The sequence below is a fragment of the Streptomyces sp. NPDC048483 genome, from assembly GCF_040651455.1.
Lineage (GTDB): Bacteria > Actinomycetota > Actinomycetes > Streptomycetales > Streptomycetaceae > Streptomyces.
Genome location: NZ_JBEZJZ010000109.1, coordinates 14,649 through 28,282 on the forward strand (window position 1 = coordinate 14,649; position 13,634 = coordinate 28,282).

General features: G+C 69.2%; 5 protein-coding genes, 1 tRNA gene and 1 rRNA gene. 1 reads left to right on the forward strand and 6 read right to left on the reverse strand.

The features are described 5' to 3' along the window. Positions 1–115: 115 nt before the first annotated feature. From AB0D04_RS35175 to AB0D04_RS35185, 3 genes are all read right to left on the reverse strand, one after another. Positions 116–2,890, reverse strand: coding sequence for a DNA translocase FtsK (locus AB0D04_RS35175; RefSeq protein WP_362711459.1), 2,775 nt, complete (start codon positions 2,888–2,890; stop codon positions 116–118). 113 nt (positions 2,891–3,003) lie between these two features. Next, the gene (locus AB0D04_RS35180; protein ID WP_362711460.1) at positions 3,004–3,660 is read right to left on the reverse strand and encodes a response regulator; all 657 of its coding nucleotides are present in this window, start codon (positions 3,658–3,660) and stop codon (positions 3,004–3,006) included. Between the two features lie 255 nt (positions 3,661–3,915). Then, positions 3,916–9,429 carry a HAMP domain-containing protein gene (locus AB0D04_RS35185; protein ID WP_362711461.1) on the reverse strand — a complete coding sequence of 1,838 codons (5,514 nt, stop codon included), beginning with the start codon at positions 9,427–9,429 and terminating at the stop codon, positions 3,916–3,918. 494 nt (positions 9,430–9,923) lie between these two features. On the opposite strand from AB0D04_RS35185, the gene AB0D04_RS35190 reads away from it, so the two are divergent. Then, positions 9,924–12,554, forward strand: coding sequence for a SpoIIE family protein phosphatase (locus tag AB0D04_RS35190; protein WP_362711463.1), 2,631 nt, complete (start codon positions 9,924–9,926; stop codon positions 12,552–12,554). A 53-nt stretch (positions 12,555–12,607) separates the two neighbouring features. Here the strand turns inward: AB0D04_RS35190 and AB0D04_RS35195 are convergent. The 3 genes from AB0D04_RS35195 to rrf all read right to left on the reverse strand — a co-directional run. Beyond that, positions 12,608–12,680 (reverse strand) — tRNA-Thr (locus AB0D04_RS35195). A gap of 68 nt (positions 12,681–12,748) precedes the next feature. Beyond that, entirely contained in the window at positions 12,749–13,426 is a 678-nt protein-coding gene (locus tag AB0D04_RS35200) for a DegT/DnrJ/EryC1/StrS family aminotransferase (RefSeq protein ID WP_362711462.1), read from the reverse strand. A gap of 115 nt (positions 13,427–13,541) precedes the next feature. Continuing rightward, positions 13,542–13,634, reverse strand: a 5S ribosomal RNA gene (rrf, locus tag AB0D04_RS35205); the annotation flags it as partial.

Here is a 13,634-nt window from a genome sequence, read left to right on the forward strand (position 1 = left end):
CAAACGCGGCCGGCGGACGCGCGATGAGCCGTCATTCCCGCACCTCCCTCAACTTGACGTATCAGCAGGAGAAACGGTTGCTTTCTCTCACGTACGAGTGACCCGGATGGGTGTGCTACTCGGTAGCTTCCCCCCGGATGACCGAGAGCACTCCGTCCAATTCATCCGGCTTCACCATGACATCCCGTGCCTTGGAACCCTCACTGGGCCCGACGATGTTGCGCGATTCCATCAGATCCATCAGCCGTCCGGCCTTGGCGAAGCCCACCCGCAGCTTGCGCTGGAGCATCGACGTCGACCCGAACTGGGTGGACACCACCAGCTCGGCGGCCTGGCACAGCAGGTCGAGATCGTCGCCGATGTCCTCGTCGATCTCCTTCTTCTGCTTGCTGCCCACGGTGACGTCGTCACGGAAGACCGGCGCCATCTGGTCCTTGCAGTGCTGGACGACGGCCGCGACCTCGGCCTCGGTCACAAAGGCACCCTGCATCCGGACCGGCTTGTTCGCGCCCATCGGCAGGAACAGCCCGTCGCCCTTGCCGATCAGCTTCTCGGCGCCCGGCTGGTCGAGGATGACCCGGCTGTCGGCGAGCGAGGAGGTGGCGAAGGCGAGCCGGGAGGGCACATTGGCCTTGATCAGACCCGTCACCACATCGACGGACGGCCGCTGGGTGGCCAGCACCAGATGGATCCCGGCTGCGCGGGCGAGCTGGGTGATGCGGACGATGGAGTCCTCCACATCACGCGGCGCGACCATCATCAGGTCCGCCAGCTCATCCACGATGACCAGCAGATACGGATACGGCGCCAGCTCCCGCTCGCTGCCCTCGGGCGAGCTGACCCGCCCCTCGCGCACCGCCTCGTTGAAGTCGTCGATGTGCCGGAAGCCGTACGCCGCGAGGTCGTCGTAGCGCAGGTCCATCTCGCGCACCACCCACTGGAGCGCCTCGGCGGCCCGCTTGGGGTTGGTGATGATCGGCGTGATCAGGTGCGGAATGCCCTCGTACGCGGTCAGCTCGACCCGCTTGGGGTCGACCAGCACCATCCGGACGTCCTCCGGGGTGGCGCGCAGCATGACCGAGGTGATCAGACAGTTGATGCAGGACGACTTGCCGGAGCCGGTCGCGCCCGCCACCAGGACGTGCGGCATCTTCGTCATGTTCGCCATGACATAGCCGCCCTCGACGTCCTTGCCGAGCGCCACCAGCATCGGGTGCTCATCGCCCGCGGCATCCGCCAGCCGCAGCACATCGCCGAGGTTGACCATCTCGCGGTCGGTGTTGGGGATCTCGATGCCGACCGCGGACTTGCCCGGAATCGGGCTGATGATGCGCACGTCGGGGCTGGCCACGGCATAGGCGATGTTCTTGGCCAGCGCGGTGATCTTCTCGACCTTGACCGCCGGGCCGAGCTCGACCTCGTAACGGGTGACCGTCGGGCCGCGGGTGAAGCCGGTGACCGCCGCGTCGACCTTGAACTCCTGGAAGACATTGGTCAGCGAGGCCACTATCGCGTCGTTGGCGGCACTGCGCGTCTTGCCCGGACCGCCGCGCGAGAGCAGGTCGAGGGAGGGCAGGGAGTAGGTGATGTCGCCGGCCAGCTGGAGCTGCTCGGCACGCGGCGGCAGGCCGTCGGACGGCTCGGGCGCGGGCTTGGTGAAGTCCGGTACGCCCTGGGCGGGCCCGTCCTCGGGCTGCTCCGCCTCCCGGGCCGGCGGCACCGCACCACTGTCCCTCTTGCTGTCCTCGTAGTCCTGGCGCTCCCCTGAGATGCCGCTGCTGAGCCCGGCGACGAGCGGCGAGGGCTGGACGCCGTGCAGCACCGCACCGTCCAGCGCGGCGGCGGCCGCGGCGGCCACGTCCACCGCATCCATCGGCCGGTCCTCAGCAGGCTGTACGGACGCCCGGCGCGGCCGGCGCCGCTTGGCCAGCGCCTCCTCCTCGTACGCCTCCGGATCCTCGGCGCCGGCGCCACGGCGGGCCCTGCGGGCGGGCTGTTCGCGCCACTCCTGCGCGTACTCCGCCGCATCCTCGAAGTCCGCCGCCGGCTCCGCGGGCCGGACCACCCCGAGCCTGATGCCCACCGCGCGCAGCCGCTGCGGAATGGCATTGACCGGCGTCGCGGTGACCACCAGCAGCCCGAAGACGGTCAGCAGCACCAGGAGCGCCACCGCCAGGGTCTGCCCGACGGTGAAGATCAGCGGCTTGGACGCCGCCCAGCCGACATAGCCGCCGCCGTCCTGTATCGCCGCGAGCCCGTCGCCCCGGCCCGGCGACCCGCACGCCATCGCGACCTGCCCCAGGACACCGATGACCAGCGCGGACAGTCCGATGACGATCCGGCCGTTGGCCTCCGGCTGCTCGGGGTGGCGCATCAGCCTTATGGCGATCACCCCGAGCAGTATCGGCACGACCAGATCGAGGCGGCCGAAGGCACCAGTGACCAGCAGCTCGACGAGATCACCGACCGGGCCGCTGAGGTTGGACCAGGTACCGGCCGCGATCACCAGCGCCAGGCCGAGCAGCAGCAGCGCCAGCCCGTCCTTGCGGTGCGCCGGGTCGAGGTTCTTCGCGCCCCGGCCGAAGTGGCGGAACACCGCGCCGATGCCGTGCGCCGCCCCGAGCCAGCAGGCGCGGACGACGCGGTAGATGCCGCCGGTCGGCGAGGGCGCCGGCTTCGCGGCGGCGGCCTTCTTGGCGGGCGCCTTCTTTGCCGGTGCCCTCTTCGCGGCCGCGGTCTTCTTCACCGGCGGCTTCCTGGCGGGCGCCTTCTTTGCCGAAGACGCCTGCTTCGCGGCGGTCTTCTTCGCGGCGCCCGAGGACTGTCCGGCACGCTGCTTGGCGGGTCCCGCCTTGCTCTGGGTTCCCTTGCCGGACGTACGTGAGGCCATGGCGACGAGATTACAGGCGAGGGCATGCGTATCACGAGCGCACGCCGCTTCACCCATTCGTGTCGCACGTCCGCCTCATGAGAGACCGTCAGTCACCCGCCGGCGGACGCCGCTCAGCCCGCCCCGCTGCCCGACCCCGGCTCCAGCGCATCCAGGGCCCGGCGCAGACCGGTCAGTTTGCGCTCCAGGTGCGCGGCCGTGGCGACCGCGGCGGCCTCCGCCGTCTCGTCCAGCTGCTTGGACAACGCCTCCGCCTGCTCCTCGACCGCGGCCAGCCTCGCCGACAGCTCCGCGAGCAGCCCCGCGGACTCCCTCGCCTCCGAGCTCGGCCGCCCGCCCTCCAGCTGGAGCCTCAGCAGCGATGCCTGCTCGCGCAGTTGGCAGTTCTTCATGTACAGCTCGACGAACACCGAGACCTTTGCGCGCAGCACCCACGGATCGAACGGCTTGGAGATGTAGTCGACCGCGCCGGCCGCATAGCCGCGGAAGGTGTGGTGCGGGCCGTGGTTGATGGCCGTCAGGAAGATGATCGGGATGTCGCGGGTGCGCTCGCGCCGCTTGATGTGCGCGGCAGTCTCGAATCCGTCCATTCCCGGCATCTGCACATCGAGCAGGATCACCGCGAAGTCGTCCGTGAGCAGTGCTTTGAGCGCTTCCTCCCCAGACGATGCCCGTACCAGTGTCTGATCGAGCGCGGAGAGGATCGCCTCCAGCGCCAGCAGATTCTCCGGCCGGTCATCGACCAGGAGGATCTTGGCCTTCTGCACCATGGCCCGTCCTCCTCGCCCCGGCATGGAACCGGACGCCGCCCCAGGGGACGACTCCGTCACGTCGCCCGTTCTTGTGCCGGTCATGGTAGCTGCACCCCGCCTATCGCCACACCCTGTCACCGCGATGTCACTGTGCACGTAGCAGAAACGCAGCGAGAGACCAGAAGGTTCCCCGAATCCCGCGCTTCCACACGTCCGCGGCAACAGTGAGTCAGCACGCGATGATCCTCTTTCGGCTCCATACTGGACGCCCCATCACCTCGCGCGCATCCATTGCTCCATGACCGACAACAGATGATCGGTATCCACCGGCTTGGTCACGTAGTCGGAGGCCCCGGAGTCGATGCTCTTCTCCCGGTCGCCCTTCATCGCCTTCGCGGTCAGCGCGATGATGGGCAGCCCGGCGAACTGCGGCATCCGGCGGATCGCCGCGGTCGTCGCATAGCCGTCCATCTCCGGCATCATGATGTCCATCAGGACCAGGACGACATCGTCGTGCTGCTCGAGCACCTCGATGCCCTCCCGGCCGTTCTCCGCGTACAGCACCGACAGTCCGTGCTGCTCCAGGACGCTGGTGAGCGCGAAGACGTTACGGATGTCGTCGTCGACGATCAGCACCTTCTCGCCGTGGAAACCGCCCCCGGAGACCGGCTGCACCAGATCCTGGCCGTTGCCGAGCCAGGGCTCCTCGGCGGGCTGCTGCGTGGTCGGCTCCGACGGCTGCCGGGGCGTTGGCTGCTGCGGCGGGGTGGACACGGGCTGGCCGCCCGGCAGCGCGAAGCGTCGCGCACCGCCCGAAATCCCGCGCCGGCGCCGCCGGTTGAGGCTGGAGGGGGACTCCTGGTCCAGCACCCCCTCCGGCTCGTCCTGCCGCCCGGCCTCCACCTCGCGCGCCTCCGCGTCCATCGCCAGCCCCCCGGCCACCAGCTGCGGGTAGCCCTGCGGCGGCAGCCCGCCGGGGTTGTGCGGCAGGTACAGCGTGAAGGTGGAGCCGCGGTTGGGCTCGCTCGCGGCGTGGATCTCGCCGCCCAGCAGCCGGGCGATCTCCCGGCTGATGGACAGGCCCAGGCCCGTACCGCCGTACTTGCGGCTGGTCGTGCCGTCCGCCTGCTTGAACGCCTCGAAGATGACCCGCATCTTGCTGGACGCGATACCGATACCGGTGTCGGTCACCGAGAACGCGATCATGTCGGCGTCCGGGTCCCGCAGCGAGCCGTGCTCCAGCAGCTGCTCCCGGATCGCCACCGGGACGTCCGCGCCGGCCGGCCGGATGACCAGCTCCACGGCGCCGGTGTCGGTGAACTTCACCGCGTTGGACAGCAGATTGCGCAGCACCTGCAGCAGCCGCTGCTCGTCGGTGTGCAGCGTAGCGGGCAGCTCCGGGGACACCCGTACGGAGAAGTCGAGCCCCTTCTCCGCGGTCAGCGGCCGGAACGTCGCCTCGACATAGTCGACGAGCTGGACCAGCGCGATCCGCGTCGGGCTGACGTCCATCTTGCCCGCCTCGACCTTCGACAGATCGAGGATGTCGTTGATCAGCTGGAGCAGATCGCTGCCCGCGCCATGGATCGTTTCGGCGAATTCGACCTGCTTCGGGGAGAGATTGCCCTCAGCGTTGTCGGCCAGCAACTTGGCCAGAATCAGCAGGGAGTTCAACGGCGTCCGCAGCTCGTGCGACATGTTCGCCAGGAACTCCGACTTGTAGCGCATGGAGACCGCGAGCTGCTCGGCGCGCTCCTCCAGAACCTGCCGCGCCTCCTCGATCTCGGTGTTCTTCACCTCGATGTCGCGGTTCTGCGCCCGCAGCTGCTCGGCCTTCTCCTCCAGCTCGGTGTTGGACAGCTCCAGCGCCTTCTGCCGGCTCTCCAGCTCACCGGACCGCTCCTTGAGCTGCTCGGTCAGCTCCTGCGACTGCTTGAGCAGGACCTCGGTCTTGGTGTTGACCGAGATGGTGTTGACGCTGGTCGCGATCATCTCGGCGATCTGGCTGAGGAAGTCCTTCTGGATCTGGGTGAACGGCTGGAAGGACGCCAGCTCGATCACACCGAGCACCTTGTCCTCGAAGAGCACCGGCAGCACGATCACATTCGCCGGCGGCGCCTCGCCCAGCCCGGAGGCGATCTTGAGGTAACCGGAGGGGACGTTCTCCACCAGGATGGTGCGCCCCTCCTCCGCCGCCGTCCCGATCAGCGTCTCGCCGGGCTTGAACGTCGTCGGCATGCCGCCCATGGCATAGCCGTACGAACCCGTCAGCCGCAGCTCGTACGTGCCCGCCTCGGCGCCGTCCGAGCCGATCTCCCGGCTGTCGGGCTGCGCCGCGAGGAAGAACGCGCCGTGCTGCGCGGAGACCGCGGGCGAGAGCTCGCTCATGATGAGGGTGGCGACGTCCTTGAGGTCGCGGCGCCCCTGCATCAGACCGGAGATCCGCGCCAGGTTGCCCTTGAGCCAGTCCTGTTCCTCGTTGGCGAGGGTGGTCTCACGGAGCGTGGAGATCATGGTGTTGACGTTGTCCTGGAGCTCCAGGATCTCGCCGGCCGCGTCCACATCGATGCGGACGTTGTGGTCCCCGAGCGTCACCGCCGCGGCGACCGCGGCGATCGCGCGCACCTGGCGGGTCAGGTTGCCCGCCATCTCGTTCACCGATTCGGTCAGGTCCTTCCAGGTGCCGGCCACGCCCCGCACCTGCGCCTGACCGCCCAGCTGGCCTTCCGTACCCACCTCGCGGGCCACCCTGGTGACCTGCTCGGCGAACGAGGACAGCTGGTCGACCATGGTGTTGATGGTGGTCTTCAGCGCGAGGATCTCGCCCCGCGCATCCACGTCGATCTTCTTGGTCAGATCGCCCTTGGCCACCGCGGTGGTGACCATCGCGATGTTACGGACCTGGCCGGTCAGGTTGTTGGCCATGGAGTTCACGGACTCCGTGAGGTCCTTCCACGTACCGGCGACACCGGGGACGCGGGCCTGGCCGCCCAGGATGCCGTCGGTGCCCACCTCACGGGCCACCCGCGTGACCTCGTCGGCGAACGACGACAGCGTCGTGACCATCGTGTTGACCGTGTCGGCGAGCTGCGCGACCTCGCCGCGCGCCTCGACCGTGACCTTCTTCGTCAGATCGCCGTTGGCAACCGCCGCCGAGACCTGGGAGATGTTGCGCACCTGGATGGTCAGGTTGTTGGCCATCAGGTTGACGTTGTCGGTGAGATCCAGCCAGATTCCGGTCGCGCCCGGCACCCGCGCCTGGCCGCCCAACTGGCCCTCGGTGCCCACCTCACGGGCCACCCGGGTCACCTGCTCGGCGAACGACGACAGCTGGTCGACCATCGTGTTGACGGTCGTGACCAGCTCGAGGATCTCGCCCTTGGCATCAACGGTGATCTTCTTCGACAGATCACCGCGGGCCACCGCCGTCGTCACCTCGGCGATGTTGCGCACCTGCGACGTCAGGTTGTTCGCCATGAAGTTGACGGACTGGGTGAGGTCCTTCCACGTACCGCTGACGCCCTGCACCTCGGCCTGGCCGCCCAGGATGCCCTCGGTGCCCACCTCACGGGCCACCCGGGTGACCTGCTCCGCGAACGAGGAGAGCTGGTCGACCATCGTGTTCAGGGTGTTCTTCAGCTCCAGGATCTCGCCCCGGGCATCCGCGTCGATCTTCTGCGAGAGGTCACCGCGCGCGACCGCGGTGGCGACCTGCGCGATGTTACGGACCTGGGCCGTCAGGTTGCCGGCCATGCCGTTCACGGAGTCGGTCAGATCCCGCCAGACACCGGCGACGCCCGGCACCTGCGCCTGACCGCCCAGCCGGCCGTCGGTGCCGACCTCCCGGGAGACCCGGGTGACCTGCTCGGCGAACGCGGAGAGCTGGTCGACCATCGTGTTGATGGTGTTCTTCAGCTCCAGGATCTCGCCGCGCGCATCGACATCGATCTTCTGCGACAGATCGCCGCGCGCGACCGCCGTCGTCACCTGGGCGATCTGCCGCACCTGGGACGTCAGGTTCCCCGCCATGAAGTTGACGGAGTCGGTCAGTTCCTTCCAGGTACCGCTGACGCCGTCCACCCGCGCCTGGCCACCCAGCCGGCCCTCCGTACCCACGTCCCTGGCCATCCGCGTGACCTGGTCGGCGAACGAGGACAGCTGGTCCACCATGGTGTTCACGGTGTTCTTCAGCTGGAGCATCTCACCGGAGACATCGACGGTGACCTTCTGCGACAGATCGCCGTTGGCGACCGCCGTCGTCACCTGCGCGATGTTGCGCACCTGCCCGGTCAGGTTGCGGAAGGCGGTGTTCACGGAGTCCGTGAGGTCCTTCCACGTACCGGCCGCGCCCGGCACCGCCGCCTGGCCGCCCAGCTCACCCTCGACGCCGATCTCCCGCGCCACCCGCGTCACTTCGGCACCGAACGACGACAGCTGACCCACCATCGTGTTGACGGTGTTCTTCAACTCCAGCATCTCACCGGCCACATCGACGGTGACCGTCTGCGACAGATCACCGTTGGCGACCGCCGTCGTCACCTGCGCGATGTCGCGCACCTGCGCCGTCAGGTTGCGGAAGGCGGTGTTCACCGAGTCGGTGAGGTCCTTCCACGTCCCCGCCGCACCCGGCACCTGCGCCTGCCCGCCGAGCTGTCCCTCGGCACCGACCTCGTTCGCCACCCGCGTCACTTCGTCCGCGAAGGTACGCAGCGTCTCGGTCATGGTGTTGATGGTGTCGGCGAGCTGCGCGACCTCACCGCGCGCACTGACCGTGACCTTCTGTGACAGATCGCCGCTCGCGACCGCGGTGGTGACCTGCGCGATCCCGCGCACCTGAGCGGTGAGGTTTCCGGCCATGAGATTGACCGAATCCGTCAGGTCCTTCCACACCCCGGCCACACCGGGAACCTGGGCCTGCCCGCCGAGCTCGCCCTCCGTACCGACCTCACGGGCGACCCTCGTCACCTCGGAGGCGAACGAGGAGAGCTGGTCCACCATCGTGTTGACGGTGTTCTTCAGCTCCAGCATCTCGCCGGCGACATGCACCGTCACCTTGCGCGACAGATCACCCTTGGCGACCGCGGTGGTGACGAGAGCAATATCACGCACCTGTGCGGTGAGCCGGGAGGCCATCGTGTTGACGGATTCCGTCAGATCCTTCCAGGAACCCGACATTCCGCGCACTCGCGCCTGCCCGCCGAGCTTGCCCTCCGTACCGACCTCACTGGCCACTCTCGTGACCTCGTCGGTGAACGCGGACAGCTGGTCGACGAGCCCGTTGACCGTACGGCCGACCTTGAGGAACTCCCCGCGCAGCGGATGCTCCGACGAGCTGTCCGAGCTGCGCGACCGCAGATCCATCCGCTGTTCCAGGTCACCCTCGGACACCGCCGACAGCACCCGTCCCACCTCGGAGACCGGCCGTACGAGATCGTCCACCAGGGCGTTCGAGGCATCGATGGCCGCTGCCCACGAGCCCTCCGCGGCGCCGACCTCGAGGCGTTCCGTGAGCTTTCCCTCACGTCCGACGACCCGGCGCACCCGCGCCAGCTCGCCCGTCAGATGCAGATTGCGGTCCGCGACCTCGTTGAAGACGGCCGCGATCTCGGCCATGACGCCTTCACCGTTCACCGTGAGCCGCTTGCGGAAGTTCCCGTCCCGCATGGCGACAAGAGCGACCAACAGCCGATTCAGGGCAGCCGTGTCCACCTCGGTCGTCCCGTTGTTCCGGGATCGCCCGCCTTTTGCGCGCGTGCTAACGCCCCGCGCCGCTGCGCCAGACTCCACCGTGTCCCTCCCGCAGGGTCGACCGTTCTACCCGGGCTTTCTCTTGGTACGTGCCCAGTGTTTCACCCCGTCGCACGGAAGCGGCAAGGAGTCGAAACGTAACCACACCGATGGAGATTCGTTGAAGGTGACGGGCAGGGCTTGTCCTTCGCCACTCCGGGTGGGTCTCAACCCGGCTGGTGCCGATCGCGGAAGACTCGTTTGTTCGCTGAGCGATCGAGCAGCGTGAGCCAGGAATCCCCGTCCTTCAGGAATGAGGAGGAGTCAACACAGTTCGGCAGCATCGCGTCGTGTGCAGCGCACCACCGATCATGAACCGGCGGCCACGTACATTCCTCACAGGATGAGCGTGGCCGCCGGAGTATGTCTGCGTCCCAGAACGCACGCCTTCGTTCCCACCGCCCGACCGGACCGTCTAGCCTGGCTTGCGCATCGACACCACGAGAAACGGGCACAGGACTCGGGGGAGCGACGAAAAACCAATGGGGAGTGCTGTGATCACCGCGCGGGCCGCCGCCACATTCGACCCGGTCGGGCGCTCGGTCGCCACTGCCCGTGCGTTCGTCAGGGACACCCTCCAGGGCTGGGGCTACGCCGACATCGTCGACGACGCCGTCGTCCTGACCAGCGAGCTGGTCACCAATGCCGTGGTGCACGCCGGCACCGCCGCCGATGTGCTGTGCCTGCGTTCGGACAGCGGCGTACGGATCTCGGTCGCCGACCGCTACCCCGAACGTGAGATTCCACTCCAGAACGCCGGCCAGGCCATGGTCCACCCCGACCGCGAGGGCGGCCGCGGCCTGCTGCTGTGCGGCGCGCTGGCCGCCAGCTGGGGCGTGGAGTACACCGCTGCCCAGAAACACGTCTGGTTCCAGCTCGAGCTCCCCGAACGCCCGGCCGGCACCCGCTCCGCCGGTCCCGCCCTCCCGGTGGACGCCCTCCCGGCCACCGACTCCCGGGTCCGCGTCGCCGTCGTCCAGATCGACCGCACCGGCTGCATCAGCTTCTGGAACGACGACGCCCGGGACCTCTTCGCCTACGACCAGGAAAAGGTCATCGGCAAGCCGATCAGCGAGTTCGCCGCCTGGCCGCACACCCCCGGCACGGGCACAGGCATCGCCGAGGCGCTCGAGCTCTCGCGCTGGGAGGGCTCGTACGGCATCCGGGGCGCCGACGGCCGCGTCGTCCCCGTCTACGGCTCCCACCTGCGGGTCCGCGACGCCGACGGCGAGGCCTCCACGGTCTGCCTCCTGGTACGCGACCACGAGCGCGCCATCCTGCAGAGCCCCCAGCGCACCCCCGCCCCGGACGCCGCCTCCCAGGCCGCGCAGTACGAGGGCCGCCCCTCCGACCCGTTCGAGGTCTTCATCGGCTCCCCGGCCCCCGACGACCTCGACGGCCTGCTCCAGCGCACGGTCGAGCGCGCCCGCGACATGCTCGACGGCGACGCCGCCTACCTCCTGCTGGCCACCGACGACGAGACCGAGCTGGAGGTACGCGCCTCCACGGGCCTGCCCTCCGCCCGCCAGCGCTTCGCCCGCGTCCCCGTCGAGGCCGGATCCGGACGCTACGGCTCCGCCCGGATGCCCGCCGTCCACGAGGACCTCACCGCCGTCCCCGGCGCCGTCCCCCTGCTCAGCGGCACGGGCATGCGCTCCGTCGTCACCGTCCCCCTCAAGGTCGAGGGCCGCCTCACCGGCTCCCTCGGCGTCGCAGCGGAGGGCCCCGGCCGCTACACCAACGAAGAGGCCCTCCGCCTCCAGTTCGCCGCCGACCGCATCGCCCTCGCCGTCGAACGCGCCCGCCTGACCGAGCTGGAAAAGCTGCGCCGCGGCTCCCTCTCCTTCCTCGTCGAGGCCTCCGACCTCCTGGCCGGCACCCTCGACCGCGACCAGACCCTGGCCCTGATGGCCCAGATGACGGTCCCCACCCTCGCCACCTGGTGCGCCGTCTACACCGTCGCCGACCAGACCTCCGAGCCCGAGCTCTCCTACGTCCTGCACGAGGATGAGGACCGCATCGACGGCCTCAAGACTCTCCTCCTGAAGGTCGACCCGCCCGAGCCGGTCCCCACCCCGGGCGCCCGCGTGTGGACCGCCCCCGGCGACGCCGCCCACGACGCGGCCCTGCGCACCTCCATGCGCAGCCTCGGCCTCGGCAACTCCGCCCGCCCCTCCACCGGGCCGGGCGCCTCCCTGGCGACCGCCTCCGCCGTCGGCGGCGAGACGGTCGTCCTCCCCCTCGTCGCCCGCAACCGTGTCATCGGCATGCTCACCCTCGGCAAACCCACCGAGGAACACTTCCGCCAGGAAATCCTCGAACTCGCCGAGGACCTCTCCCGCCGCGCCGCCCTCGCCCTGGACAACGCCCGCCTCTACTCCGAGCGCACGGCCATCAGCCAGTCCCTCCAGCGCAGCCTGCTCCCCCCGGAGCTGCCCGAGATCCCCGGTGTCGAGGTCGAGGTCATCTACCGCGCGGCCGGCGAGGGCAACGAGGTCGGCGGCGACTTCTACGACCTCTTCCCGATCCGCGACGGCGCGTACGGCTTCGCCATCGGCGACGTCTGCGGTACGGGCCCGGAGGCGGCCGCCGTCACGGGCCTGGCCCGACATGCCCTGCGCCTGCTCGCCCGCGAGGGCTTCGGCGGCCCCGCCGTCCTCGAACGTCTCAACGCCGCCATCCTTGACGAGGGCGCCCGCAGCCGCTTCCTGACGCTCCTTTACGGCGAGCTGTGGCCCCAGCCCGACGGCAGCGCCCTCCTCAAGGTCGTCTGCGCCGGCCACCCCCTGCCGCTCCGCCTCCGCCAGGACGGCACGGTCGAACCGGCCGCCGAACCCCAGCCCCTCCTCGGCGTCATGGACGACCTCGAGCTCTACGAACAGACCGTCACCCTCGACCCCGGCGACGTCCTGCTGTGCGTCACGGACGGCGTCACCGAACGCCGCGAGGGCACCCGCATGCTCGGCGACGACGGCCTCACCGACGTCCTGACGACCTGTACGGGCCTGACGGCCGGCGCCGTCGCCGCCCGCGTCCTGCGCGCCGTGGAACGCTTCGCCGCCGAGCCGGCCTCCGACGACATGGCCATCCTCGCCATGCGCGTCCCCGAGATCCAGCCCGGCTGACCACCCACACGAAGAAGGCCCCCGCCAATCGGCGGGGGCCTTCCTTTATCCAGAGCCCCAATACGGAATCGAACCGTAGACCTTCTCCTTACCATGGAGACGCTCTGCCGACTGAGCTATTGGGGCGTAGCGACGAAAGAAATACTACCTGATCTCATCGGCTCCCCCGAACCGCCAGCCCGGCCACCCACCGACTAAAAGGCCGGCTGCAGCAATCCCCCCAGCGCATTGCAGGCACTCACCAACTTCTGCAACTCCCGCCGCGACACATCCACATGCAGCGGCAGCGCCAGCGTCTCGTCAACGGCCCGCTCCGTCTGCGGCAAGAACACATCCCGCCGAAGCCCCGGCATCCGATACGCCGGCGCCTGTACGGGGACCTTGCACGCCACACCCTTGGCCCGCAAGGCCCGCGCAAACGCATCCCGGTCCGGGCGCCCGTTCCCGGGCACCCGCACCACATACTGCTCATACGTGTGCCCCACTGCCGGCGCCGGCGTCCCCACTCCGCTGAGCCTGCCGTCCAGATACGTCGCCAACGCCCGCCGCCGCTCGGCCCCGTCCGGCCGCGCCCCCGGCTCGTCCTCGACCAGCACCAACAACCCGTGCCGCTGCCCCACTTCACGGATCCATCCGGCGTCGGCCGGGCGCCCGAACCGATGTATTGCCACGACCGCCGCCGTCCGGCTGCTCACCACATCCGCCACCGCGGCCGGGTCGAGGCAGTAACTGTCGCCATCCACATCGGCGAACACCGGCACCGCGCCCAACTGCACCACGGCCTGCGCCACTTCCGCGTTGCCGTAGGCCGGCACCACGACCTCGTCACCAGCACGCACACCGGCGGACCTGAGCGTTCCTACTGTCCACATGACGCGGATCCTCGCGATGTCAGATGAACGTCAAGTTACGCCGCTCACCCGAAAATCGGAACAAAAAAGCTCCGGCTCCTGAACCAGAAGGTCCAGGAGCCGGAGCTGAATATTTGTTCGGCGGCGTCCTACTCTCCCACAGGGTCCCCCCTGCAGTACCATCGGCGCTGAAAGGCTTAGCTTCCGGGTTCGAAATGTAACCGGGCGT